The organism is Enterobacter sp. J49 (genome assembly GCF_002148625.1).
GTDB lineage: Bacteria > Pseudomonadota > Gammaproteobacteria > Enterobacterales > Enterobacteriaceae > Enterobacter > Enterobacter ludwigii.
Genome location: NZ_MWPY01000037.1, coordinates 172,909 through 197,496 on the forward strand (window position 1 = coordinate 172,909; position 24,588 = coordinate 197,496).

21 protein-coding genes and 7 tRNA genes are annotated in these 24,588 nt (G+C 52.7%); 12 read left to right on the plus strand and 16 right to left on the minus strand.

Annotated features, from left to right (window positions below):
• Positions 1-8: 8 nt before the first annotated feature.
• From xapA to BJP35_RS19155, 3 genes are all read left to right on the plus strand, one after another.
• A complete protein-coding gene (gene xapA / locus BJP35_RS19145; protein WP_047743021.1) occupies positions 9-833 on the plus strand; it encodes a xanthosine phosphorylase in 825 nt (274 codons plus the stop codon).
• Positions 834-884: 51 nt separating this feature from the next.
• Positions 885-2,141 (plus strand): nucleoside permease, encoded by a 1,257-nt coding sequence (locus tag BJP35_RS19150; protein ID WP_086463486.1) that lies wholly within the window; start codon positions 885-887, stop codon positions 2,139-2,141.
• Between the two features lie 68 nt (positions 2,142-2,209).
• Positions 2,210-3,097 (plus strand): LysR family transcriptional regulator, encoded by an 888-nt coding sequence (locus BJP35_RS19155; RefSeq protein ID WP_047743018.1) that lies wholly within the window; start codon positions 2,210-2,212, stop codon positions 3,095-3,097.
• Between the two features lie 49 nt (positions 3,098-3,146).
• Here BJP35_RS19155 and BJP35_RS19160 read toward each other — a convergent pair.
• The 4 genes from BJP35_RS19160 to BJP35_RS19175 all read right to left on the minus strand — a co-directional run bounded on the left by BJP35_RS19160 (position 3,147) and on the right by BJP35_RS19175 (position 3,524).
• Positions 3,147-3,222: transfer RNA gene (locus tag BJP35_RS19160), tRNA-Lys, on the minus strand.
• Positions 3,223-3,226: 4 nt separating this feature from the next.
• A tRNA-Val gene (locus BJP35_RS19165) sits at positions 3,227-3,302 on the minus strand.
• 29 nt (positions 3,303-3,331) lie between these two features.
• A tRNA-Val gene (locus tag BJP35_RS19170) sits at positions 3,332-3,407 on the minus strand.
• A 41-nt stretch (positions 3,408-3,448) separates the two neighbouring features.
• Positions 3,449-3,524, minus strand: a tRNA-Val gene (locus tag BJP35_RS19175).
• Between the two features lie 258 nt (positions 3,525-3,782).
• On the opposite strand from BJP35_RS19175, the gene gltX reads away from it, so the two are divergent.
• On the plus strand, positions 3,783-5,198 hold the full coding sequence (gltX, locus tag BJP35_RS19180; protein WP_014171074.1) for a glutamate--tRNA ligase: 1,416 nt from the start codon (positions 3,783-3,785) through the stop codon (positions 5,196-5,198).
• Between the two features lie 44 nt (positions 5,199-5,242).
• On the opposite strand, the gene BJP35_RS19185 is transcribed toward gltX, so the two are convergent.
• Together BJP35_RS19185 and BJP35_RS19190 are read right to left on the minus strand one after the other, a co-directional pair.
• The gene (locus BJP35_RS19185; protein WP_014171073.1) at positions 5,243-5,635 is read right to left on the minus strand and encodes a YfeC-like transcriptional regulator; all 393 of its coding nucleotides are present in this window, start codon (positions 5,633-5,635) and stop codon (positions 5,243-5,245) included.
• A gap of 1 nt (position 5,636) precedes the next feature.
• Positions 5,637-5,999 carry a YfeC-like transcriptional regulator gene (locus BJP35_RS19190; RefSeq protein WP_014171072.1) on the minus strand — a complete coding sequence of 121 codons (363 nt, stop codon included), beginning with the start codon at positions 5,997-5,999 and terminating at the stop codon, positions 5,637-5,639.
• Between the two features lie 217 nt (positions 6,000-6,216).
• On the opposite strand from BJP35_RS19190, the gene BJP35_RS19195 reads away from it, so the two are divergent.
• From BJP35_RS19195 to BJP35_RS19205, 3 genes are all read left to right on the plus strand, one after another.
• Positions 6,217-6,292 (plus strand) — tRNA-Ala (locus BJP35_RS19195).
• A 42-nt stretch (positions 6,293-6,334) separates the two neighbouring features.
• Positions 6,335-6,410: transfer RNA gene (locus BJP35_RS19200), tRNA-Ala, on the plus strand.
• Positions 6,411-6,623: 213 nt separating this feature from the next.
• Positions 6,624-8,813 (plus strand): EAL domain-containing protein, encoded by a 2,190-nt coding sequence (locus BJP35_RS19205; protein ID WP_086463487.1) that lies wholly within the window; start codon positions 6,624-6,626, stop codon positions 8,811-8,813.
• A 44-nt stretch (positions 8,814-8,857) separates the two neighbouring features.
• Here the strand turns inward: BJP35_RS19205 and BJP35_RS19210 are convergent, their stop codons facing one another.
• Entirely contained in the window at positions 8,858-10,045 is a 1,188-nt protein-coding gene (locus BJP35_RS19210; RefSeq protein ID WP_014171069.1) for a NupC/NupG family nucleoside CNT transporter, read from the minus strand.
• Positions 10,046-10,395: 350 nt separating this feature from the next.
• On the opposite strand from BJP35_RS19210, the gene BJP35_RS19215 reads away from it, so the two are divergent.
• Positions 10,396-11,634 carry an Nramp family divalent metal transporter gene (locus BJP35_RS19215; protein WP_020883097.1) on the plus strand — a complete coding sequence of 413 codons (1,239 nt, stop codon included), beginning with the start codon at positions 10,396-10,398 and terminating at the stop codon, positions 11,632-11,634.
• Positions 11,635-11,695: 61 nt separating this feature from the next.
• On the opposite strand, the gene BJP35_RS19220 is transcribed toward BJP35_RS19215, so the two are convergent.
• Both BJP35_RS19220 and mgrA read right to left on the minus strand, forming a co-directional pair.
• Positions 11,696-12,043 (minus strand): DUF2502 domain-containing protein, encoded by a 348-nt coding sequence (locus tag BJP35_RS19220; RefSeq protein ID WP_014171067.1) that lies wholly within the window; start codon positions 12,041-12,043, stop codon positions 11,696-11,698.
• Positions 12,044-12,170: 127 nt separating this feature from the next.
• Positions 12,171-13,169, minus strand: a complete 999-nt coding sequence (gene mgrA / locus BJP35_RS19225; protein WP_014171066.1) for an L-glyceraldehyde 3-phosphate reductase — start codon at positions 13,167-13,169, stop codon at positions 12,171-12,173.
• A gap of 184 nt (positions 13,170-13,353) precedes the next feature.
• On the opposite strand from mgrA, the gene ipdC reads away from it, so the two are divergent.
• Complete coding sequence (gene ipdC, locus BJP35_RS19230) at positions 13,354-15,012, plus strand: indolepyruvate decarboxylase (protein WP_086463488.1); 1,659 nt, start codon at positions 13,354-13,356, stop codon at positions 15,010-15,012.
• Here the strand turns inward: ipdC and BJP35_RS19235 are convergent, their stop codons facing one another.
• Entirely contained in the window at positions 15,013-16,248 is a 1,236-nt protein-coding gene (locus BJP35_RS19235) for an ion channel protein (protein WP_086463489.1), read from the minus strand. It lies immediately after the preceding gene.
• Positions 16,249-16,453: 205 nt separating this feature from the next.
• On the opposite strand from BJP35_RS19235, the gene glk reads away from it, so the two are divergent.
• Entirely contained in the window at positions 16,454-17,419 is a 966-nt protein-coding gene (gene glk, locus BJP35_RS19240) for a glucokinase (protein ID WP_020883102.1), read from the plus strand.
• 32 nt (positions 17,420-17,451) lie between these two features.
• Here the strand turns inward: glk and BJP35_RS19245 are convergent, their stop codons facing one another.
• Together BJP35_RS19245 and BJP35_RS19250 are read right to left on the minus strand one after the other, a co-directional pair.
• Positions 17,452-18,183 (minus strand): LytTR family DNA-binding domain-containing protein, encoded by a 732-nt coding sequence (locus BJP35_RS19245; RefSeq protein ID WP_086463490.1) that lies wholly within the window; start codon positions 18,181-18,183, stop codon positions 17,452-17,454.
• Between the two features lie 13 nt (positions 18,184-18,196).
• Complete coding sequence (locus BJP35_RS19250) at positions 18,197-19,894, minus strand: sensor histidine kinase (RefSeq protein WP_025203510.1); 1,698 nt, start codon at positions 19,892-19,894, stop codon at positions 18,197-18,199.
• A gap of 386 nt (positions 19,895-20,280) precedes the next feature.
• Between BJP35_RS19250 and alaC the strand changes: the two genes are divergently transcribed.
• Positions 20,281-21,519, plus strand: coding sequence for an alanine transaminase (gene alaC / locus BJP35_RS19255; RefSeq protein ID WP_025203511.1), 1,239 nt, complete (start codon positions 20,281-20,283; stop codon positions 21,517-21,519).
• A 52-nt stretch (positions 21,520-21,571) separates the two neighbouring features.
• Here the strand turns inward: alaC and ypdK are convergent, their stop codons facing one another.
• From ypdK to BJP35_RS19270, 3 genes are all read right to left on the minus strand, one after another.
• On the minus strand, positions 21,572-21,643 hold the full coding sequence (gene ypdK, locus BJP35_RS19260) for a membrane protein YpdK (RefSeq protein WP_099458937.1): 72 nt from the start codon (positions 21,641-21,643) through the stop codon (positions 21,572-21,574).
• A 354-nt stretch (positions 21,644-21,997) separates the two neighbouring features.
• Complete coding sequence (gene lpxP, locus BJP35_RS19265) at positions 21,998-22,918, minus strand: kdo(2)-lipid IV(A) palmitoleoyltransferase (RefSeq protein ID WP_025203512.1); 921 nt, start codon at positions 22,916-22,918, stop codon at positions 21,998-22,000.
• A 283-nt stretch (positions 22,919-23,201) separates the two neighbouring features.
• Positions 23,202-23,678: a WbuC family cupin fold metalloprotein gene (locus BJP35_RS19270; RefSeq protein WP_086463491.1), complete on the minus strand. Its 477-nt coding sequence runs from the start codon at positions 23,676-23,678 to the stop codon at positions 23,202-23,204.
• A 173-nt stretch (positions 23,679-23,851) separates the two neighbouring features.
• Between BJP35_RS19270 and BJP35_RS19275 the strand changes: the two genes are divergently transcribed.
• Entirely contained in the window at positions 23,852-24,526 is a 675-nt protein-coding gene (locus tag BJP35_RS19275) for a helix-turn-helix domain-containing protein (RefSeq protein ID WP_086463594.1), read from the plus strand.
• Here the strand turns inward: BJP35_RS19275 and BJP35_RS19280 are convergent.
• Positions 24,486-24,560 (minus strand) — tRNA-Arg (locus BJP35_RS19280). The genes BJP35_RS19275 and BJP35_RS19280 overlap by 41 nt on opposite strands.
• Positions 24,561-24,588 lie beyond the last annotated feature (28 nt).

Consider the following 24,588-nt stretch of genomic DNA (forward strand, 5'->3'; position numbering starts at 1 on the left):
GAGCTTTTATGACCCTCTCGAATAATCCCTGGTTCTCTGCCGACATCATTCGTGCCGCTAAACCTGATTTCACTCCGCGGGTTGCGTTTATTCTCGGCTCAGGTCTTGGCGCGCTCGCCGAGCAGATTGTTGATGCTGTGGTACTGAGCTATGAAAAACTGCCGGGCTTCCCGGTGAGCACCGTTCACGGTCACGCCGGTGAGCTGGTGTTGGGGCATCTTGCCGGTGTTCCGGTCGCCTGCATGAAAGGGCGCGGTCACTTCTATGAGGGCCGCGGCATCGCCGTCATGACCGATGCAATCCGCACCTTCAAACTGCTGGGCTGCGAACTGCTGTTCAGTACCAATGCCGCCGGTTCATTACGTCCGGAGGTTGAACCGGGAAGCCTGGTTGCCCTCAGCGACCACATTAACACCCTGCCGGGTACCCCGATGGTCGGGCTGAACGATGACCGTTTTGGCGACCGTTTTTTCTCGCTGGCCAATGCTTATGATGCAGATTGTCGTGCCCTGCTGCAGGCCGTGGCGAGCGAGAAGGGCTTTCCATTGCATGAGGGGGTGTTTGTCTCCTATCCAGGCCCTAACTTCGAAACCGCGGCTGAGATCCGCATGATGCAGATCATCGGCGGAGATGTGGTGGGAATGTCAGTGGTGCCGGAAGTGATCTCGGCGCGCCACTGTGGCCTGAAGGTGGTCGCCGTTTCGGCCATAACCAACCTTGCTGAAGGTCTGAGCGATGTAAAACTGTCGCATGAACAAACGCTTGCTGCCGCCGAACTCTCTCGCCAGAACTTCATCGATCTTATCTGCGGTTTTCTGCGCCAGCTTGCCTGAGCGAAACAACATCGTGGCCCGTGAGGGTCACTCTGCTATAAGGAATCGGGTATGAACATCACGACGCGCTTAAAGATGATGTCCTTTATGCAATATTTTATCTGGGGAAGCTGGCTCGTTACTCTCGGCGCTTACATGATTAACACCCTGGGTTTTTCCGGCTCTGACGTGGGTATGGTCTACAGCTCGAAGGGGCTTGCCGCGATCGTGATGCCCTCGCTGGTGGGCATTATTGCCGATAAGTGGCTGCGGGCAGATCGTGCATACGTGATTTGCCATCTCGTCTGTGCTGTTGCGCTTTGCTATGCCGCGCAGGTCAATGAACCGGGGCTGATGTTCTGGGTCATGCTGGTTAATGCCATGGCCTTTATGCCGACCATTGCGCTATCGAATACCCTTTCCTACTCCTGTCTTGAGCAGGCAGGGCTGGACACGGTGACCCATTTTCCAACGGTGCGGGTCTATGGCACGGTAGGCTTCATTGTGGCGATGTGGGCCATAAGCCTGATGGGGGCAGAGTTAACCAACATTCAACTCTACATTGCTGCTGCCGCGTCGCTGGTTCTGGCGCTCTATTCACTGACGTTACCGGCCATTCCGGTGGCGAAGAATAAAACCTCATCGACACTGGCAAGCAAACTTGGCCTGAATGCGTTCGTCCTGTTTAAACAGCCCCGAATGGCGGTGTTCTTTTTGTTTGCGATGCTGCTGGGCGCCGTGCTGCAAATCACCAATACTTTCGGTAGCCCCTTTCTGCATGATTTTGCGCGTAATCCGGCGTATGCGGAAAGCTTTATCGTTAAATATCCTTCTATTTTGCTCTCCGTCTCGCAGATGTCAGAGGTGCTGTTCATCCTGACCATTCCTTTCTTCCTCCGACGTTTTGGCATAAAAACCGTGATGCTGATGAGCATGGTGGCCTGGATGCTGCGGTTTGGACTCTTTGCGTATGGCGATCCTTCCGCGACAGGCGTCGGGCTGTTGATGCTGTCAATGCTGGTCTATGGTTGCGCGTTCGACTTCTTCAACATCTCCGGCTCGGTGTTTGTCGAACAGGAGGTAAGCGCTGATATCCGCGCCAGCGCGCAAGGGCTGTTTATGACGACCGTTAACGGTATCGGTGCTTATTTCGGATCGGTATTGAGCGGCGCGGCGGTAGATTATTTCTCCGTGGACGGGGTGAAAGACTGGCAGACCATCTGGCTGGTATTTGCGGCGTATGCGTTGGTGCTCGCCGTGGTGTTTTATTTCAGCTTTAACTATCGCCACACCAGTAAAAACAGCGAGTTGCGCACAGTTGCGCATTAAAGTTTTCCCTGCTGGCGGTGAAAGGCTTTAAGGTGGGAGCATAAGTGTTATCGCCAGGATATGTGTTGATGGAACGCGTCTACCGAACCGACCTTAAGCTGCTGCGCTATTTTCTGGCCGTCGCTGAGGAACTTCATTTTGGACGGGCTGCGGCCCGTCTCAATATGTCGCAGCCGCCGTTGAGCCTGCATATAAAAGAGCTGGAAAGTCAGCTCGGTACCTTACTGTTTATTCGCCACTCACGAAGCGTCGCCTTGACCCATGCGGGTAAAGTATTGATGGAAGAGTCCCGTCGACTGCTTGCCAGCACAAACCAGGCACTGGCGCGGGTCGAACAAATTGGACGGGGTGAGGCGGGGCGGATTGCACTGGGCATTGTCGGTACCGCCATGTGGAGCGAAGTGCGTACGGTCATGCGCACATTTTTGAAAGAGCATCCGAACGTTGATGTCATCTTTCGCGAAAAGTCACCGGTAATGCAAATGGCGCTGCTGGAGCGTCGGGAGCTGGATGTCGGGATCTGGCGAATGGCAACCGAGCCCACCGCAGGGTTTACCAGTATCCGCTTACGGGATGCGGCGTTTCTGGTTGCGCTGCCGGAGGATCACCGGCTGGTGGGGGAAAGCGCAATTGCGCTCACCGAACTGCAGAATGAGTACTTTGTAACTATGCCGTCTGCGCATTCTGACTGGTCGTTCTTACAGCGAGTGTGTCAGCAGGCCGGTTTTTCACCGATGATAGTGCGTGAAGCCGATGAACCGCAGACGGTGCTGGCAATGATCAGTATGGGAATGGGGATTACGTTAGCTGCTGACAGCTATGCGCAAATGCAGTGGCCCGGTGTTGTATTTCGTCCATTACAGGTACGTATACCGGCAGATTTGTATGTGGTGTATGACGAGAAGCAGGCGACACCGGCGATTAAGTCGTTGATAGCAACGTTGACGGAAGAGTGATGTTATACCGCAGATAGCAAAAAAGCGCCTTTAGGGCGCTTTTTTACATTGGTGGGTCGTGCAGGATTCGAACCTGCGACCAATTGATTAAAAGTCAACTGCTCTACCAACTGAGCTAACGACCCGAAATGGTGGGCGATGACGGGCTCGAACCGCCGACCCCCTCCGTGTAAAGGAGATGCTCTACCAACTGAGCTAATCGCCCATTTCGGAACTGCTGCGATAAGGTGAGAATGGTGGGCGATGACGGGCTCGAACCGCCGACCCCCTCCGTGTAAAGGAGATGCTCTACCAACTGAGCTAATCGCCCAATCTCAATACTTATCTACACTGCGAGTCTACTTAAGTAGATGGTGGGTGATGACGGGCTCGAACCGCCGACCCCCTCCGTGTAAAGGAGATGCTCTACCAACTGAGCTAATCACCCCCGCTGTGTGGAGTCGCATTATAGGGAGAGTTGAAAATGAGTCAACGCATTTTCTAAAGTTTTTATTCGTTCGTCGTAAAATTAAACAAAACGATCGCGAAACGGGCGATGACGCATGATTTCTAAACAAAAATCGCAAACTCCCTCACGATAAAGGGATCAACATTGAGGAATCCCCCCACAGTGATAGAATATTGCCCATTGTTTTTTTCCCAGGATTTGCCGATTGCCGGCATCTTTATAACGTAAGGCCATTTCATGAAAATCAAAACTCGCTTCGCGCCGAGCCCGACAGGCTATCTGCACGTCGGTGGTGCACGTACCGCTCTCTATTCCTGGCTTTTTGCACGCCACAACAAAGGTGAGTTCGTACTGCGTATTGAAGACACCGATCTCGAGCGCTCCACGCCGGAAGCAATTGAAGCCATTATGGATGGTATGAACTGGCTCAATCTGGAGTGGGACGAAGGCCCGTATTTCCAGACCAAACGTTTTGACCGCTACAACGCCGTGATTGATGAGATGCTGGTCGCGGGTACAGCGTATAAATGCTATTGCTCCAAAGAACGCCTTGATGCGCTGCGTGAAGATCAGATGGCTAAGGGTGAAAAACCGCGTTATGACGGCCGCTGCCGCCATGACCATAGCGAGCATGCTGCTGATGAACCGTGCGTGGTGCGTTTTGCTAACCCGCAGGACGGCTCGGTAATTTTTGACGACCAGATCCGTGGCCCGATCGAATTCAGCAACCAGGAGCTGGACGATCTGATCATCCGCCGCACCGACGGTTCCCCAACCTATAACTTCTGCGTTGTGGTTGACGACTGGGATATGGAAATCACGCATGTTATCCGCGGCGAAGACCATATCAACAACACCCCACGTCAAATCAACATCCTGAAAGCGCTGAACGCCCCTGTTCCGGTCTATGCGCACGTGTCCATGATCAATGGCGACGACGGCAAAAAACTGTCTAAACGCCACGGTGCGGTCAGCGTCATGCAGTACCGCGACGACGGCTATCTGCCGGAAGCGCTTCTGAACTATCTGGTGCGTCTGGGCTGGTCCAGCGGCGATCAGGAGATCTTTAGCCGTGAAGAGATGATCAATCTGTTCTCTCTGGGCGCGGTGAGCAAATCTGCGAGCGCGTTTAACACTGATAAGCTGCTCTGGCTGAACCACCACTACATCAATACCATGCAGCCGGAATATGTGGCGACATACCTGCAGTGGCACATCGAGCAGGCAAATATTGATACTCGTACTGGCCCTGAACTGGCGGAACTGGTGAAACTGCTCGGCGAGCGTTGCAAAACGCTTAAAGAGATCGCTGAAAGCTGCCGCTACTTCTATGAAGAGTTTGACGAGTTCGACGCGGACGCGGCGAAGAAGCACCTGCGTCCGGTTGCGCGTCAGCCACTCGAAGTGGTGCGTGACAAACTGGCGGCGATGACTGACTGGACTGCCGAGAATGTGCATCATGCCATTCAGGCGACGGCAGATGAGCTGGAAGTTGGTATGGGCAAAGTGGGTATGCCACTGCGTGTGGCAGTCACCGGTGCGGGTCAGTCTCCGGCACTTGATGTTACCGTTCATGCCATTGGTAAATCACGCAGCGTAGCGCGCATTAACAAGGCGCTGGATTTTATTACTGAGCGCGAAAATCAGCAGTAATAACGCCTGAACCATGAAAAACGGCAGGGAGACCTGCCGTTTTTTTATGCATTAAATTCAGCAATGCCGAGACGTGCAAGAAAGCCGCGTATCCCTTCACGCTTTAGTAAGGCATCCAGACGCTCCTGCTCAAGGTGCGTCATATTCTCCAGCGTCTCGATGATCCCAGGACGCAGAGTCGAGGAGGGGTCACTGTACAACGATGTCACCTCCGCCAGATGGTACACCGCCTGACGGTTACGGACAGCCGGGAGGCTCATGATGTGCTCCTTCACGCGGGCATCAATGTGAATCAGCCGTGCACGTCCGCCTTTCACCCCATTGACGCCCTCGGTTTTCCATCCCTGCTGGCGTATCCAGCGGTTCACCGTTTGCCGTGCAACACCCAAATTTTCTGCCAGCTCTTCGGTGGTCATTTTGCTACGGAATCTTTTCATATCAGTTCTGGTCGCGTATCCCTAAACGTTGCAACAATCCGGTAATCCCTTCCCGCAGTAACAGTGATGTCATCTGCCTTTGCTCTTCCGGCGTCATTTCATTTGCCAGCGTCAGGAGCAGGGAGTGAAGCGAGCCATCATGGCTGGCACTTTCTGGTATCTCAGACGTTTCACTTGCCCGGCGCGCGCTGCGGATAAACTCACGCACTTTTTCATTAACGTGCACCAGACGCGCTTTGCCGCCCTGGACTCCTGGTTTTGGCGATGTAATCCAACCCTCTTTGCGTACCCATTTATTGATGGTCTGGCGGCTATAGCCAGTGAGCAGGGCTAACTCTTCTGGCGTCATTCGTTCCTTGATCATGCAATTTCCTGAATATTCGTGGGGTTAATTAACGGCTCATTTTATAGCACCGTTTTAGAGGAAAATGTGACAGGCTTAACTCATGACTGCGAGCAGACTCGCAAAGTGATTCATTTGCATGATTTTTCGGCGATTGAACCGCCGTCATTGATTTTGCCGTTGACACTCCGCAGCGGAATTCATATTATGCCGCCCGTCAACATGACAGCTTTACGATGGGGCTATAGCTCAGCTGGGAGAGCGCTTGCATGGCATGCAAGAGGTCAGCGGTTCGATCCCGCTTAGCTCCACCACACTCTGAACCCAACAGAGTGCGGTCAGTAAAGTCAACATGTGGGGCTATAGCTCAGCTGGGAGAGCGCTTGCATGGCATGCAAGAGGTCAGCGGTTCGATCCCGCTTAGCTCCACCAAAATTTGAACCCTCGTCGAAAGACGGGGGTTTTTTTATGCTTTTGTAAAACTCTTCACCCTAATTTGTTGCTGAAATAGAGGTGTTTTTGTACCTCACCTCAATCAAAATCAATAAAGCGGTCTATAAATAGACTTCAACTTGATTCGCGCAATTAATAAACCTATTATCCATCCGGTCAATGATACGAATGGAAAATAGATTATCTAACTTAATGAATAGAAAAACTTACAATAATGTAAAGATATTTATAACTGCCCTGGCGCTTTGCCTGGTTGCGGTGCCATTCTCCCGTTATATCTCTCCGCGCGCTGTTGTTAATGGTCATGACGTATATTTAGCATGGCTGCCTTTAAGCGTAATGCTGGCGGTTATTCTGGTATTTTGGCGTCGGGCGGTTATTCCTGTTCTGTTAAGTTTTACTATCACTAATATATTCAGCATTGATTTAGCACCGCTACAATATTCAGTTTTATTGTTCTGTCAGACGTTCTCGGTGTTTGCGGGGTGCGGCATCCTCAGGATCATACTGGGCAAGCGCTGGCGCTACTGCGTGCCGAACAAGCATATTGGGTTACGGATATTTTGGCTCGGCTTTATGGTACCGATAGGCATAAAAGTGTCGATGTACCTGGCAGGTTATTTGTTCCATTTCCCGGTTACTATCTCAACCTTCTTCGGTGAAGGTACCGCAATTTATAACGTAGTCGATATACAAAGTCTGATCTGCGCGGCGTTGATATTTACCATGATGTTCTATTACCCGTTAAGAATGATAATTAATCCACGTTATGCCATCACCTTCTGGCGACGCAGTGTGAAGCCCGTGTTTTTTCAAAAGAAATCGCTATATATATTAGTCTGGCTGATGCTTTTAATCGTCATCCTCGCAATTTTATGTGCTCCTTTTGAGTCACCTATTATTGCGGGCTATTTAATGCCAGTGATTTTTATTCTCTTTACGTTAGGGATCAGTCGCCTGAGCTACGCGCTCATTTCTCTTTTCTGGGCGGCATCCGCACTTCTGCTGTTGACCTATAACTATAATTTCCTCAATGGCGTGGAGTCAGGCCATTCGCTCTCCTTTATTTTGTCTGTCCTTATCTCTTTCGCCATCTGTTTGCTCTATATGTCGCGGATTTATCAGCGCAGCGAGTGGCTGAAGCAGGACTGGCAGGACAGGGCGCTAACCGATCCGCTGACCGGTTTACCGAACATTCGTGCACTGGAAGATTTTCTGCAGGACCACCCTGATGCCAAAGTGTGCTGTCTGCGAATGGACAACCTCGAGTTCTTGAGTCGTCACTACGGCATTCTTATGCGGGTGCATTGCAAACGGATGGTGACCACCTCGCTGCAGCCATTTTTGCAAAAAGATGAGCGGCTTTTCCAGCTCCCGGGCAGCGAACTGGTGCTGGTATTGCTGGGGCCGGGAACCGCTGAGCGCCTGCAGCATATGGTCGATCAGCTGAACAGCCGTAAGATTGTCTGGAACAACACCGGGTTGGATATTGAATTTGGCGCTTCCTGGGGAATGGTTGAAAACGGTGAGAAGTTACACCATACGCTGGGGCAGCTCAGCTGGCTGGCTGAGCAATCTTGCGGAGCGCATAATGTACTGGCGCTCACCAATAGCCTCGAGGTGGCATCAGGACAAACAACCGAGCGGGTTTTGATGTTAGCACGCATTAAACATGCTTTGGATGCCGGACAGTTTCATTTATACGCCCAGCCAATCCAGAAGGCAGATGGTAGCGGGTATTACGAAATACTGACGCGCATGGAAAGCGAGGGCGAGATCATCACCCCAGACCGCTTTATACCGCTGATTGCCCAGTTTAACCTGAGCCACCGCTTTGACATGTGCGTGATGGAAAAATTACTGGTGTGGCTGCGCGATCATCCAGCGACGCATGCCGGTGTGCGTTTTTCTGTCAATCTGATGCCCCTGACGTTGATGCAAAAAGAGGTGGCCATCGAGATTTGCTCGCTCTTTGAACGCTATGGCGTAGCACCACAGGCGGTGGTGATTGAGATCACCGAAGAGCAGGCTTTCTCTAATTCGGGCAGCAGTATCAAAAACATTCAGCAGTTGCGGGACTGCGGTTTCCGGATCGCGATTGATGATTTCGGCACCGGATATGCCAACTACGAACGTCTCAGACGTTTGCAGGCGGACATCATCAAAATTGACGGGTGCTTTGTGAAAGATATCTGTACCGACGATATGGATGCGATGATCGTGCAGTCGATTTGCAACCTGGCGAAGACGAAATCACTGAGTGTGGTGGCCGAATATGTTGAAACGCCGGAACAGCGGGAGAAGCTGCTTCACTTCGGGGTCGACTATCTGCAGGGTTACCTGATTGGCAAACCCAAACCGCTTAATGAATTACGGACATAAAAAAACCGGGAGCTGAGCTCCCGGTTTTTATTTCGCTGCAGGTGTTACAGTACCAGTGCCGCAATAGAGGCAGACAGTACGCTCACCAGCGTAGAACCGTAAACCAGCTTCAGACCGAAGCGAGAAACCACGTTACCCTGTTCTTCATTCAGACCTTTAATCGCACCGGCGATAATACCGATGGAAGAGAAGTTAGCGAAGGAGACCAGGAACACGGACAGGATGCCCTCCGCGCGTGGAGAGAGCGTGCTGGCAATTTTCTGCAGATCCATCATCGCAACGAATTCGTTAGAGACCAGTTTAGTCGCCATGATACTGCCTACCTGCAGCGCTTCATGTGCAGGAACACCCATCACCCAGGCAACCGGGTAGAAGATGTAGCCCAGAATGCCCTGGAAGGAGATACCCAGAACCGCTGCGAACAGGGCGTTCAGAGCAGAAATCAGGGCAATAAAGCCGATCAGCATCGCCGCAACGATAATCGCCACTTTGAAACCAGCCAGAATGTACTCACCCAGCATTTCGAAGAAGCTCTGACCTTCATGCAGATTTGCCATCTGCAGGTTCTCTTCGCCTTCGTCAACACGGTACGGGTTGATCAGAGAGAGAACGATAAAGGTACTGAACATGTTCAAGACCAGCGCGGCAACCACGTATTTAGGTTCCAGCATCGTCATATACGCACCCACGATAGACATGGAGACGGTAGACATTGCGGTGGCTGCCATGGTGTACATGCGGTTGCGGGACATCTTACCGAGGATGTCTTTATAGGCGATGAAGTTCTCAGACTGACCCAGGATCAGGGAGCTGACGGCGTTGAACGATTCCAGTTTACCCATGCCGTTAACTTTGGAGAGTACGGTACCAATGGCGCGGATAACGACAGGCAGAACACGAATGTGTTGCAGAATACCGATCAGCGCAGAGATGAAGACGATAGGGCACAGTACCTTCAGGAAGAAGAACGCCAGACCTTCGTCGTTCATTTTACCGAAGACAAAGTTCGTCCCTTCGTTGGCGAATCCGAGCAGTTTTTCGAACATTTCGGAGAAGCCTTTTACGAAGCCAAGCCCCACGTTGGAGTTCAGGAAGAACCACGCGAGCAAAACTTCAATAACGAGAAGCTGAACAACAAAGCGGATGCGGATTTTTTTACGGTCATGGCTGACCAGTAACGCAAGCGCAGTAACGACAACGAGTGCCAGGACAAAATGAAGGACGCGGTCCATATTTGCTCCAAATATGAGGCAGGTTTAATTTTCGTGCACATTCTATGTAACAAGCGAAAAGAAAACGAGATCAAGGACACACTATAGTTACATCCTGTGACGAGTCTCAAAATTAGTGATCCACAATACATTTTTGTTATGTTAGGTAAATGAGTGAAAAGTTAAGTTTGTGTGCTAGTCTTCACAAAAGCGTGCGCGATTGCAGGTTTTGTTAGATCGCCCCACCTTACCCGCCCGTCTATTGTTCAAAGCTATCAGAGAAATCACTATAAACTCACTAAATGATCTTGATAATCATTCTCATTTTGATAGCATTAAATATAGCAAAGGCTATATTTCCAGAGGCAGAAATGACAAACAGTCGCGTAGAGGGTAGCAGTGGCAGAGCAGCGCGCAAGTTGCGGTTCGCGTTAATGGGACCTGCGTTCATTGCTGCCATCGGCTATATCGATCCAGGTAACTTTGCGACCAATATTCAGGCCGGGGCCAGCTTCGGCTATAAGCTGCTCTGGGTGGTCGTGTGGGCTAACCTGATGGCCATGTTGATCCAGATGCTGTCCGCGAAGCTGGGGATTGCCACGGGCAAAAACCTGGCTGAACAAATTCGCGATCACTATCCGCGTCCGGCGGTATGGCTTTACTGGGTTCAGGCGGAAATTATCGCCATGGCAACCGACCTCGCCGAATTCATCGGGGCCGCGATTGGTTTTAAATTGATCCTCGGCGTCTCGCTGCTTCAGGGCGCGGTGCTCACCGGGATTGCCACTTTCCTGATCCTGATGCTGCAGCGTCGCGGTCAAAAACCGCTGGAAAAAGTTATCGGTGGGCTGCTGCTGTTTGTGGCGGCGGCCTATATCGTCGAGCTGATTTTCTCTCAGCCGAATCTGGCACAGCTCAGCAAAGGGATGATTATCCCGAGCCTGCCAACCTCTGAAGCGGTATTCCTGGCCGCCGGTGTGCTGGGCGCAACCATCATGCCGCATGTCATTTACCTGCATTCCTCGCTGACACAGCACCTGCACGGTGGGACGCGCAAAGAGCGTTACTCTGCGACGAAATGGGATGTGGCGATCGCCATGACCATTGCCGGTTTTGTGAACCTGGCGATGATGGCGACCGCTGCCGCCGCTTTCCATTTTAACGGTCACACCGGTATTGCCGATCTCGACCAGGCATACCTTACGCTGGAGCCGTTACTGAGCCATGCTGCTGCCACGATATTCGGGCTGAGCCTGGTGGCGGCCGGTCTCTCGTCAACGGTTGTGGGGACGCTGGCAGGGCAGGTGGTGATGCAGGGCTTTGTCCGTTTCCACATTCCGCTTTGGGTTCGTCGCTCCGTGACCATGCTGCCCTCCTTTGTTGTGATTCTGATGGGGCTGGATCCCACGAGAATTCTGGTCATGAGCCAGGTACTGCTGAGTTTTGGTATCGCGCTTGCACTGGTGCCGCTGCTGATCTTTACCAGTGACAAAAGCCTGATGGGCGAACTGGTGAACAGCACGCTGGTGAAACGAACCGGTTGGGTCATTGTGGCGGTAGTGGTGTCGTTGAACCTATGGCTCCTGGTCGGCACTGCTCTGGGGTTATAGCATCGCGTTGAACCAAAGAAAAAGGAGCCGGGAGGCTCCTTTTTGCATTACTGATGATGCATTAGTGATGATGGCCGTGACCACCGTGTCCTCTGCCACCGTGACCCCAGCCACCGCGGCGGTCGTCACGATCGTTCCAGCCTTCACGGTAACCACGCTCATAGGCGTTGTTTTTGTACCAGCCGCGATGCAGGCCATTATCATGTCTGCGCCAGCGGTCGCCGCGCCACTCATAGTGACGGTTCCAGTAATCACGGTCGCGCCAGTAGCCACCGTCCCAGTATCTGCCGTAGTCGTCACGATCGCCAATTTGTAATTTAACTGATGGCAACAGGGTGATTTCGCCCGCAGTGGCGATCAGCGGGGCCGAAGCCAGTAATACCGCTGCAAGAATCAGTGACCTGAACATACTCTTTCTCCTTCACGATCGGGGCCTTTGTGGGGCCTGTTAACGCAATATTACGAGTTGGTAAAGGCTCGTTTCATCGCCTCAACTCCTAATTCATGAATGAGAGCACTTTTTGCTAAAAGTGATTTTATTTTGAGCTGTTCAGGATCCCATCAATGATTGCCAGTTCTTCCGCCGAGAAATGGCGGTTTTCCAGCATTGCCACAGCATCGTCAATCTGGGCAGTTTTACTGGCCCCAATCAGCACTGACGTTACCGACTCGTGGCGTAAAATCCACGCCAGCGCCATCTGTGACAGTTTCTGGCCGCGGTTTTCCGCCAGCGCGTTCAGTTGACGAACCTTCTCCAGCTTCTCTTCGGTGATCTGATCGGGATTAAGGAACTTACTGCCGCTTGCCGCACGCGAGTCTGCAGGAATACCGTTCAGGTAGCGGTTAGTCAGCTGTCCCCCCGCCAGCGGCGAGAAGGGAATGCAGCCGACGCCTTTTTCCTGCAGCACGTCCAGCAGGCCTTCCTCTGGCGCACGTTCAAACATCGAATATTTCGGCTGGTGGATCAGACACGGCGTCCCAAGGTCATTCAGGATATCGATAGCCTTGCGGGCCTGTTCTGCAGGGTAATTTGATAACCCGACGTAAAGGGCTTTTCCCTGGCGCACCACATGGTCAAGCGCTTTCATGGTTTCCAGCAGTGGCGTTTGTGGGTCAGGACGGTGATGATAGAAGATATCCACATATTCCAGCCCCATACGCTTCAGGCTTTGATCCAGGCTGGCAACCAGATATTTGCGTGACCCCCAGTCGCCGTAGGGGCCATCCCACATGGTATAACCCGCTTTGGTCGAGATGATCAGCTCGTCGCGCCATGGCAGGAAATCTTCCTGCAAAATGCGACCGAAATTACGTTCGGCTGAGCCGGGAGGAGGACCGTAATTATTGGCAAGGTCGAAATGCGTAATACCCAGATCGAACGCGCGTTGTAAAAGTTGACGGCTGTTTTCGACAAGCGTGGCGTCGCCAAAATTGTGCCACAACCCGAGTGAGATGGCAGGCAACCTGAGTCCGCTTTGCCCGCAGCGGCGATACTGCATTGTCTGATAACGATTTTTGTCCGGCTGGTAACTCATTCTGATGCCCTCTGGTGCTGAAAGGAAAAATCAGTGTATACGTTTACATTAACGTGAAAAAAAAGAGCATAGCGCAGCCTTTTTTGTAAAGCATTCTTTCCATGCCCTTCTTACGACCAATTCTGGACAGCCATCACGCTTCTTTAATACTCAAAGTGAGGTCAACGTCAGAAGGACACCTGTTATGCGAACCCCATACTGCGTCGCCGATTACCTGCTGGACCGTCTTACAGATTGTGGTGCCGATCATCTGTTTGGCGTGCCGGGCGACTATAACCTGCAGTTTCTCGACCACGTAATAGACAGCCCGGATATTTGTTGGGTGGGCTGTGCCAATGAGCTGAACGCATCCTATGCCGCTGACGGATACGCCCGATGTAAGGGCTTTGCCGCGCTGCTGACCACATTCGGCGTTGGGGAGTTAAGTGCCATGAACGGCATTGCCGGCAGCTATGCCGAGCATGTCCCGGTTTTACATATTGTGGGGGCGCCGGGTACGGCGGCACAGCAAAGGGGAGAGTTGCTGCATCATACGTTGGGGGATGGGGAGTTCCGTCACTTTTATCATATGAGCGAGCCGATCACCGTCGCACAGGCGGTCCTTACCGAACAAAATGCCTGTTATGAAATCGACCGTGTGCTGACAACCATGCTTCGGGAACGTCGCCCCGGTTATCTGATGTTCCCCGCCGATGTGGCAAAAAAAGCCGCCACGCCGCCTGTAAACGCTCTCACTCATAAGCAGGCTCATGCCGATAGCGCCTGCCTGAAAGCGTTCCGGGATGCTGCTGAGAACAAACTGGCGATGAGCAAACGTACCGCGCTGCTGGCCGACTTCCTTGTTCTGCGCCATGGCCTGAAGCATGCGCTACAGAAGTGGGTGAAAGAGGTACCGATGGCACATGCCACCATGCTGATGGGGAAAGGGATATTCGACGAGCGTCAGGCGGGTTTTTACGGTACATACAGTGGTTCAGCCAGCACCGGTGCGGTAAAAGAGGCGATTGAAGGGGCTGACACGGTATTGTGTGTTGGCACGCGTTTTACCGATACCCTGACGGCCGGGTTCACGCACCAGCTTACCCCGGCGCAAACCATTGAAGTTCAGCCGCATGCCGCACGCGTCGGGGATGTCTGGTTTACCGGCATCCCAATGAACCAGGCGATTGAGACGCTGGTCGAACTCAGCAAACAGCACGTGCACACTGGCCTTATGTCGTCATCATCCGGCGCAATACCGTTCCCGCAGCCGGACGGTTCGCTTACCCAGGAGAATTTCTGGAGAACGTTGCAAACCTTTATTCGCCCGGGGGACATTATCCTTGCCGACCAGGGAACATCGGCCTTCGGCGCGATTGATCTGCGTTTACCGGCTGATGTGAACTTTATCGTCCAGCCGCTGTGGGGCTCGATTGGTTACACGCTGGCGGCGGCGTTTGGTGCACAAACCGCATGCCCGAACCGGCGCGTGATTGTGCTGACGGGGGATGGCGCGGCCCAGCTCACTATTCAGGAACTAGGCTCGATGCTGCGTGATAAACAGCACCCCATTATTCTGGTGCTCAACAACGAAGGCTACACGGTTGAAAGGGCTATCCATGGGGCGGAGCAGCGGTATAACGACATTGCTTTGTGGAACTGGACGCACATTCCACAGGCGTTGAGCCTCGATCCTCAGTCTGAGTGCTGGCGGGTCAGTGAAGCGGAACAGCTGGCGGACGTACTTGAAAAAGTGGCGCACCACGAGCGGCTCTCGTTGATTGAGGTGATGCTCCCGAAAGCGGATATCCCGCCGCTGCTCGGGGCGCTTACCAAAGCTCTGGAAGCGCGTAATAACGCCTGACTACTTGTCGTTTCGCCAGGCCATCATCATCGGTTTGCCCGCCAGCAGGAGCCAGGCGGGCAACATCACGATACAGAGCAGGGGGAAGAGCGTTGAATCCGGCACCACTACCGCCGCCATAAACAGGCTCAGCCACGCATCGCGCGTCACCACCAGCACCAGCCCCAGAATTGAGCAAGAGACCGTTATCGCTGCCGGCACCGCATCCACATGCTCATGCAGCATCAGCCCCAGCGCCACACCGATAAACACCGCCGGGAAGATACGCCCACCGCGGAACCCACATGCTGCAGCTACCACCAGCGCCGCCAGTTTAACCAGCGCAAACAGCAGGTAATCAGACACGCTGAACACCTGGCTGAAAGCCAACTGCTGCATTTCATCAAGGCCTTTAAACAGCGTTACCGTTCCGCCGATAGCCCCTAATACGCCCAGCATCAGACCACCCGCCCCCAGAATCAGCACCGGGTGCTTCAGCCGGTGCATCAGACGGTGCAGGCGCGGAAGGCACCATACCGCAATCATCCCGAGTGCAATGGCGATCGCGACGACGATGGCACCGCTGAAAATATCGGCAATATGCATCTGGCCGTAGTGGGGCAGAGAGAGTGAGAAATGAGGATGGAAAAACAGACTGGTCGTGAGCGCACCAGCCGCAGCGGCCATCAGCGGCGCAAAGAGTTTATCCCAGAGCGGGACGTCGTTATTGCTGGTAAGCGTCTGAGAAAAAATAAGGGCGGCGGCAACGGGCGTGCCGAAAAGCGCCCCGATGGTGCCTGCAGAGGCGAGGATGGTCCAGTCCAGCGCACCGACACGGGGTAAAATGCGCGAACCGAAAAAGACCGCCATACCAATGTTTACCGCCATGATGGGGTGTTCAGGACCAAGGCTGACACCGCCCGCCAGACCCAGGATCAACGCGATAATCAGCCCCGGCAGCGCCGAGGGGGGAACGGGCGCACCGATCAGTGGCTCAAGCGCCGGATCCGGCCCGGCGTGCCCGGGGCTAAAGCGGATCACCAGACCCACCGCAACGCCGGTGAGCGTCAGCATCAACATGATCCATCCCGGCGAATCCACGCTGATGCCCAGTTGTGCAGGAAGCGCCGTCCATAACATCGCCTGCAACACCGACGCGACTTTCATCACGACAATAAGCACCAGACTTGAGGCAACGCCAATGATCAGCGCCGGTATTGCCAGTAAGAGCATGGTTCTGGCTCGCGGATGGAGCATGATGATTTCCTTGTACAAAACGCTATTACGTTACTTTGCACAATCAGCTTTATGGCAATAGTGCAAAAGGTGCTGAAACGGTAAAGTTATTCTGTGACGAAGATCGATAATCCACGGGCATTCACCTTCCGGTCGTTGTTGTTATCACGCCTTGAACTTACAGTGTCCCAAAGATTTATTCTGACTTTAGCGGAGCAGTAGAAGAATGACAAAGTATGCTTTGGTAGGCGATGTGGGCGGCACGAATGCTCGCCTTGCCCTATGCGATGTAAATAGCGGTGAAATTTCCCGGGCGAAAACCTATTCAGGGCTGGATTATCCAAGTCTTGAGGCCGTTGTTCGGGTCTATCTTGAAGAGCAACAGGTGAGCATCGAAGACGGATGTATCGCCATTGCCTGCCCGATTACCGGTGACTGGGTGGCGATGACCAACCATGTCTGGGCATTTTCCATCGCTGAGATGAAAAAAAACCTGGGTTTTGCGCATCTTGAAATCATCAATGACTTTACTGCCGTGTCCATGGCGATCCCGATGCTGAAGCCAGAGCATCTGATTCAATTTGGCGGTACAGCGCCAGTAGAAGGTAAGCCGATTGCGGTCTACGGTGCCGGTACCGGTCTTGGCGTTTCACATCTGGTTCACGTCGACCAGCGCTGGGTAAGCCTGCCGGGTGAGGGCGGTCACGTGGACTTTGCGCCCAACAGCGAAGAAGAGGGCATTATCCTCGAAGAGCTGCGCGCTGAAATCGGCCACGTCTCCGCCGAGCGCGTGCTTTCCGGTCCGGGTCTGGTGAATCTGTACCGTGCGATTGTAAAATCAGACGGCCGTCTGCCGGAGAATCTGCAGCCAAAAGATGTGACCGAACGCGCGCTTGCGGACAGCTGCATCGACTGTCGCCGTGCGCTGTCGCTGTTCTGTGTGATCATGGGACGGTTTGGCGGCAACCTGGCGCTGACGCTGGGTACCTTCGGGGGAGTCTATATCGCGGGCGGGATCGTACCGCGTTTCCTCGACTTCTTTACAGCCTCAGGCTTCCGCGGTGCGTTTGAAGACAAAGGTCGCTTCAGAAGCTATGTGCAGGACATCCCTGTGTACCTGATTGTGCACGATAACCCAGGCCTGCTTGGCTCGGGCGCGCACCTGCGTCAGGTACTGGGTCAAATCCTCTGACGACTATCCCTCTCCTGCGGGAGAGGGGATTTTTACAGATGCATCAGCTGGCGGAACTCTTTCACCTTGCTGCGACTCACCGGGACCTGAAAATCAAGATCCTTCAGACGCAAAATATAGGTGTTGTTAAACCACGGTTCGATCTCGCGGATCTTGTTTAGATTGACGCAAAATGAACGGTGGCAGCGGAAAAAGTGCGCCGCCGGCAGTTTGTTGCAAAACTCGGTGATGTTCATTGCCATCACGTACGATTCACGCCGTGTATAGACAAACGTCATCTTCTCGTGCGCTTCGGCATAGTAGATATCGTCGATAGGCGTCACGATGATGCGTTCATCCTTGACCAGGTTTATGGTGTCGTTTTCACGTATCGCCGGGCTTGCGTTAGCAGGCGCGGCCTGTTGTTGCCATGCGGCTTCCAGCTTTCGCAGCATGCTGACAATACGTGATTCCTGGTAAGGCTTCAGAATATAGTCAAACGCTTCCAGTTCGAAGGCTTCTACGGCGTGCTCTTTCCAGGCGGTGACGAAAACAATAAACGGCTTATGAGCAAACTGATTAATATTTTGCGCCAGTAATACACCGTCCAGCGATGGAATGTTGATATCCAGAAAAATGGCGTCGACCCGGTTATGCTGCAAGAACTTGAGCACGTCCAGACCATCCTCAAAGGTACCCACAATCTCCATCTGGCTGTGCGTTTTGATAAGCCAGCTCAGCTCCTGTTGAGCCAGAATTTCATCTTCCACGATGATGACTTTCATTGATTACTCCGGCCTATGGCAACAGTGATGTCGCCGCATGAACGGGGGAGCGTTCATTCGGGACGTAAAAAGCAATTTCGGTGCCGGGTTCGAGACGGTGAATGTGCAGTCCGTCGCCGAACAACAGCTTGACCCGATGGTGCACGTTCAGCAGTCCAATTTTATTGCCCGGCATTTCGTTAGACTCCACGCGCTCAATGACTTTTGGATCAATACCGTGGCCGGTATCGCGCACGGCAATGCGCACGCGGTTACCGCTTTCGGTTACGCTGATGGTGACCACGCCTTTACCTTTACACGGCTGAATGCCGTGAACAATCGCGTTTTCCACCAGCGGCTGGATCAGCAGGCTTGGGATCACACAGTTGACCTCTTCATCGATATCGTAAATCACCGTGAGCTTGTCACCAAAACGGGCCTGCTCAATCGCGATATAGTCCTTGATCTGATACAGCTCTTTTTTGATGTCGATCTGCTCATCATCGTTCAGTTCAATGTTGTAGCGCAGGTAGCGCGACAGATTGAATATAAGCTGACGCGCGGTGTCCGGATTCATCCGGATGGAGGACGAGATGGCGTTCAGCGCATTAAACAGAAAATGAGGATTGATTTTGCTCTGAAGCGCGCGCAGTTCTGCCTTATTTGCCATCTCGCGCAGCTGTTCTGCACGGGAAACTTCCAGCTGGGTAGAGATAATTTGCGACAGGCCGATGGCCATCTCCTGAAGCGTGGAGGTGATCTGGTGCGCGTGGCAGTAGTAGATTTTTAGTGTGCCCGTTACCACGCCTTTTTCCCACAGCGGAATCACCAGCATGGAGTGGATTTCCGGCGTTCGGTGAGCTTCATCATTGTTCTTAATGATGATTTTACCGTAGTTGATCGCCTGTCGGGTGGTGGGGCTAATGGTATCGTCATTATCGCGGTAATTGTGTTCCCCGACGCCGACGTAAGCCAGTACGTGGTCGTTATTGGTAATGGCGACCGCATCGGCATGAATATCGCGGCGGATTATATCGCAGACCTGACGTAACGACTCCGCGTTCACATGGCGGAAGAGTGGCAGCGTTTTGTTGGCGATATCCAGCGCCAGCTTGGCCTGACGCGCGGCACTGGCCTCTTTTTCTCCCTCAACGCTTTGTACCAGCAGCACGATAAAACCGATGCAGACGCTGCCGAGGATCATGGGAATACCGATTTTCGAAACGATATCCAGCCCCAGTGCGATAGTGGGGGCCCACACCACCACCAGGATCATGGTCAGCGTTTCGCACACCATGCCGGCGATGATCCCGGCGCGCCAGCGCTGCTTTTTCGGGATCTTGCGGTTAATCCATCCTGACAGTACCCCGGCAATAATACTGGTAATAAAACAGGGAATTGCCGTCACGCCACCGATATCAATCAGGTAACGGTGCGTACCGGCAATCAGTCCGGTGATGACGCCGACCCACGGGCCAAACAAAATCCCGCCGGACATGACGGCAATGATACGCACGTTAACCAGCGATCCCTCGACCGGCACGCCGGACCAGGTGCTGAACAACGCGAACAGCGAGAAGATAGCGGTGACGGCCAGCAGCTCTTTTGGCGAGTGCGCAGACTTGTGCAAAAGCTCGCGGAACAGGCGAATGCGGATAAGGAAAAACAGGCAAATCAGCATTAATGCCGCGCGGTCAAAAACCGCCAGCAGCATATTGAATATTTCGTGCACGAGTAGACCAGGGAAAACGGGAAAGAACCATGATAAAAAACCTGGCGCGTATTGACCAGCTATCCGTCAGGTTTATCAAATGGGGAAAAACCCTGTTTTGCAAAGGGGATTATCAGGAGAGGGCTGAAGTCTCCCGATTTTTTTGTGATAACGCCTGAGCAGGTAACGGTTTTGATATCATCGTGTTACACAACAGATATCAGAAAGAGGCTGTCACTTCGGACGCTTCCGCTTTTCAATACAGCAGGGTTCCGATTTTAGCGCGCACTCTTTTTTTTCATTTCCCTCTCGACAGCATGATTTTTTTCAGGTTATTTTCTAAACATGCCACATCGGTGGCAGCGTCGCTCGGACGGTCCGGGCGCTAACGTTAATCTGAGGAATCTATGGCTGAATTCAGTCCTGAACGCCGTTTTACGCGTATCGATCGTCTCCCCCCTTATGTATTCAACATCACTGCTGAACTGAAAATGGCTGCGCGTCGGCGCGGCGAAGACATTATTGATTTCAGCATGGGTAACCCTGACGGCCCAACACCGCCGCATATTGTTGAGAAATTATGTACGGTTGCTCAGCGTCCGGATACGCACGGCTACTCTACCTCTCGCGGTATTCCTCGATTACGTCGTGCAATTTCTCGCTGGTATCAGGATCGCTACCAGGTCGATATCGACCCTGAAAGCGAGGCGATTGTCACCATCGGCTCAAAAGAGGGTCTGGCGCACCTGATGCTGGCGACTCTGGATCATGGTGATACCGTACTGGTGCCCAATCCGAGCTACCCGATTCACATCTATGGCGCCGTGATTGCCGGAGCGCAGGTTCGCTCCGTGCCACTGGTGGAAGGGGTCGATTTCTTTAACGAACTGGAACGTGCGATTCGCGAAAGCTACCCGAAACCTAAGATGATGATCCTCGGTTTTCCGTCGAACCCGACGGCGCAGTGCGTAGAGCTCGATTTCTTTGAAAAAGTGGTCGCCCTGGCTAAACGTTACGACGTGCTGGTGGTGCATGATTTAGCCTATGCCGATATTGTCTATGACGGCTGGAAAGCCCCTTCGATTATGCAGGTTCCTGGCGCACGCGATGTGGCGGTTGAGTTCTTTACGCTGTCGAAAAGCTACAACATGGCTGGCTGGCGCATCGGCTTTATGGTGGGCAACAAGACGCTGGTGAATGCCCTGGCGCGCATCAAGAGTTATCACGACTACGGTACCTTTACCCCGCTTCAGGTCGCGGCTATTGCAGCACTTGAAGGCGATCAGCAGTGTGTGCATGAGATTGCTGCGCAGTATAAGCGTCGCCGTGATGTGCTGGTCAAAGGGTTGCATGAAGCGGGCTGGATGGTGGACATGCCGAAAGCGTCCATGTACGTCTGGGCTAAAATTCCGGAGCCGTATGCGGCAATGGGATCGCTGGAGTTTGCCAAAAAGCTGCTGCAGGACGCGAAGGTATGTGTCTCGCCGGGCATTGGCTTTGGTGATTATGGCGACACCCATGTGCGATTCGCTCTGATTGAAAACAGTGACCGCATCCGCCAGGCGGTGAGGGGCATCAAGAGTATGTTCCGCGCCGACGGACTTCTCTCATCGAAAAGCGTCACCGAACATCACGCGTCATCATGACATAAAAAAACAGGAGCCATCGGCTCCTGTTTTTTTGACTGCATGTTCTTCATTAGATCATCAGGGCAAACGTTCCGGCCCAGACTAAAACAATCACCGAAATGCCCATAAAGAAATATTTCACGTTTCATCGCTCCGCGTATCTTGTGGTACGCATTTAAAAACAGAGTCCACCTGATTATAGAGAGCTGAAGTTGGCTTATAGCGGAAATAAGATTTTTCCCGTAATACCGCCGACTCCCGCTCAGAATTCTGTGCTTTCCTGTTGCCAGACGGCGCTAATGTACGCCTAAAAATGGGGGGTGACAAGAGGGATTTTTTTAAATAATTTCCGTCACTTACGAGTGTCGTGGAACGGCGACAGTTTGATTTCAGAACGCAATAAATTCACTTTGAGCGACGCAAAGAAAGACAGTACACAGCGTGATTACAGGTCATTGAAAAGGTTAGTTTCTTAACGAAACTAACCTTCTGGAATTTAGATATACAGCGAGGCTTCGCCAAGAGGGCGTGTTTTGAAACGGCGATGCATCCAGAGATATTGCTCAGGCGCACGCATGATTTCCATTTCGATAACTTTATTGATGAACGTAGCGGCTTCGCCTTCGTTTTCCGGATAGTTAGCCATCTCAGGGGAGATATGCAGGCGATAGCCTGATTTATCCGCTTTTCTGACCATCGTGACGGTCAACATGGATGCACCGGAAAGACGTGAAATCACAAAGGTACCATTGGTCGTGGCGACATCTTTCACCGCAAAGAACGGAGCGAAGCTACTGCCTTTACGCCCATAATCCTGGTCCGGTGCGAACCAGACGGCCTCACCTTTTTTCAGTGCGCCAACCATGCCGCGCAGGTTGTTACGGCTGATCATTGCCTTATTCGAGCGCATACGACCACGTGTCTGCACCCATTCCATCACGGCGCTGTTGTGCGGACGGTAGGTTGCCATCATCGGCTGGCAAAGCCCCATGACGCGACCCCCCAGTTCCAGAGACATAAAGTGAACGCCGACCACCATCACGCCGCGGTTTTGCAACTGGGCACGTTTCAGGTTATCCAGGCCTTCCACATCAAACCATTTACGAACACGTTCATCAGACCAGAACCATGCCATACCGGTTTCAAGCAGAGCCATGCCGATAGATTTAAAGTTTTCAGCAATCAGTTTTTCGCGCTGTTCCGCATTGTACTGTGGAAAGCAAAGTTCGAGATTTTTACGCGCAATAGACTCACGACGCTTAAGGAAGTGGCGCGATGCGCTGCCAAGCCTGGAGCCCAGAATGCGGATTACGGGATAAGGAAGCTGAACCAGTAACCAGAGCACGCCAAGACCAAACCATGTGAACCAGTAACGCGGGTGCAGAAACGCGCGTTTGAATTTGGATTGTGACAAAATAATGGGAACCTATATAAAGTCGGTGAAAGTCACGCATTGCGTAACCACGTACCTGTTAGACCGTAGTACAAGGTCATGGTTGCAGGCTTTACCGATCTTTACGGCGTTGCCTGGCCATTGCTGACGTTGGGTGGGCGGTATAATGTAGCACCCTTTATACGGTATGTGCTATTACTCGTTCTTGATTAAAAAAGCGGCAATTCGAAAGGTCTTTGATTTTTCTGTTTTTATAAACCAGAACAGATGCGCGACGGCATCTGTTTGGATATTTTGAAAGCAGTCGCTATGCTTTCCAGGCCGCATCGCCAGGCTGTACGTGTTTATACCATGCCATCAGCGCGGCTGTACCGGGCTCTCCCTCGGCGGGGGCCCAGGTAACGAAATCCTCATCAGCCACCGGTTGATAGCCACCGTGTTTAACTTCAAAAATAACGCCGCCGTGATCCAGTGACAGCACGGCATGCCAGGTTCCCGCCTCCATCTCCAGCGCCATACACGCTTCACCTAATACGACGCGACGGGTAACGACGCCCTGGTCGTCAAAATTCAGCACGACAAAACGCCCGCGAAGGGGAAGTAATAGCTCAAAGGTATGCGGATGACGATGAGGGCGAACATAGGTGCCTGGTTCCATCGCGATGGCCAGCCGCTGAACCGGGTCGCTCAGTTCAGGATGAAAGTTACGATGTGCGCGTAAACGCGGGGCGTTAGCCGCCGCTTCACTTTGTTGCTTCAAATCGGAGAGCGTGATTTGTTTCATGGTGGTTGCCTAAAGAGAAGAGGGCCTGTGGAGTAAAGCAGTGGAATTGTAATACGGAATAACATAACCCGTATAAATGAGGGTTCAATCACTGCACATCACCTCTGGAGCATAATAACCTGTGCTGCTAAATTCTCTTTAGCGGCTAAAACGTGACTGACAGGGAAAAGCGGGTGACAGAGCAAATCGATTATCAGATTGAAAAATACAGATTTACCGAGGCGAATGAACCTCCGCGTCTTACCCGTCAGTGGGCCGACGTTTTAAGCGAGTGCAAGGCGATGCAGGCCGGGGCCGAGGCGCGTCTGCGTATTGCCCTGACCAATGTCGATTACGTTACCAGCTTTGAGCTGCCTTTCCGCCTGCTGCTCGTGCGGACACCTCAGTTAATTGCCGGGTTGCGTGATGAACTGCAGCTCAGCCAGAAGAATGTCATTTTTAACGGGAAACGGTTTGGCTGTGTCTGGAGCGTGAAGTCCGATTTGAGCGGTGTACCTGACGTTTTTCAATATCATCTGTCCACACGTATACGGCGAATGGAAGCGACACAATTGACTGCGGAACCTTTTCTGCAGATAGCCAAAGAAATTAAGCCCCCCACGGAACGTCTGAAGCGTGCTCTGTTAAGTGGTCTGGAGGTAACCGCGCTTGATGCGCTGTTCTGGTTTGGGATCCAGCGGATTGCTGCTGAGGTGTCGCGTCTGAGAAAGGCCGGAATGAGAATTACCACTGCGGAAAAACAGGTATTTGATAATCTTACCGGAACGACTCGCCTTGTGCCGGTGTATCGGCGCGCCGATGAGAGCATGGTGTCCCCTGCAGGAATCGAACCTGCAACTAGCCCTTAGGAGGGGCTCGTTATATCCATTTAACTAAGGGGACAAGGCGGCACGAGTATAGCCTCATTTAC

Excerpts from the sequence above, each read along its gene's own strand:
- xapA (WP_047743021.1), top strand. The coding sequence starts at position 9 with ATGACCCTCTCGAATAATCCCTGGTTCTCTGCCGACATCATTCGTGCC.
- BJP35_RS19150 (WP_086463486.1), top strand. The coding sequence starts at position 885 with ATGAACATCACGACGCGCTTAAAGATGATGTCCTTTATGCAATATTTT.
- BJP35_RS19155 (WP_047743018.1), top strand. The coding sequence starts at position 2,210 with ATGGAACGCGTCTACCGAACCGACCTTAAGCTGCTGCGCTATTTTCTG.
- gltX (WP_014171074.1), top strand. The coding sequence starts at position 3,783 with ATGAAAATCAAAACTCGCTTCGCGCCGAGCCCGACAGGCTATCTGCAC.
- BJP35_RS19185 (WP_014171073.1), bottom strand. The coding sequence starts at position 5,635 with ATGAAAAGATTCCGTAGCAAAATGACCACCGAAGAGCTGGCAGAAAAT.
- BJP35_RS19190 (WP_014171072.1), bottom strand. The coding sequence starts at position 5,999 with ATGATCAAGGAACGAATGACGCCAGAAGAGTTAGCCCTGCTCACTGGC.
- BJP35_RS19205 (WP_086463487.1), top strand. The coding sequence starts at position 6,624 with ATGAATAGAAAAACTTACAATAATGTAAAGATATTTATAACTGCCCTG.
- BJP35_RS19210 (WP_014171069.1), bottom strand. The coding sequence starts at position 10,045 with ATGGACCGCGTCCTTCATTTTGTCCTGGCACTCGTTGTCGTTACTGCG.
- BJP35_RS19215 (WP_020883097.1), top strand. The coding sequence starts at position 10,396 with ATGACAAACAGTCGCGTAGAGGGTAGCAGTGGCAGAGCAGCGCGCAAG.
- BJP35_RS19220 (WP_014171067.1), bottom strand. The coding sequence starts at position 12,043 with ATGTTCAGGTCACTGATTCTTGCAGCGGTATTACTGGCTTCGGCCCCG.
- mgrA (WP_014171066.1), bottom strand. The coding sequence starts at position 13,169 with ATGAGTTACCAGCCGGACAAAAATCGTTATCAGACAATGCAGTATCGC.
- ipdC (WP_086463488.1), top strand. The coding sequence starts at position 13,354 with ATGCGAACCCCATACTGCGTCGCCGATTACCTGCTGGACCGTCTTACA.
- BJP35_RS19235 (WP_086463489.1), bottom strand. The coding sequence starts at position 16,248 with ATGCTCCATCCGCGAGCCAGAACCATGCTCTTACTGGCAATACCGGCG.
- glk (WP_020883102.1), top strand. The coding sequence starts at position 16,454 with ATGACAAAGTATGCTTTGGTAGGCGATGTGGGCGGCACGAATGCTCGC.
- BJP35_RS19245 (WP_086463490.1), bottom strand. The coding sequence starts at position 18,183 with ATGAAAGTCATCATCGTGGAAGATGAAATTCTGGCTCAACAGGAGCTG.
- alaC (WP_025203511.1), top strand. The coding sequence starts at position 20,281 with ATGGCTGAATTCAGTCCTGAACGCCGTTTTACGCGTATCGATCGTCTC.
- BJP35_RS19270 (WP_086463491.1), bottom strand. The coding sequence starts at position 23,678 with ATGAAACAAATCACGCTCTCCGATTTGAAGCAACAAAGTGAAGCGGCG.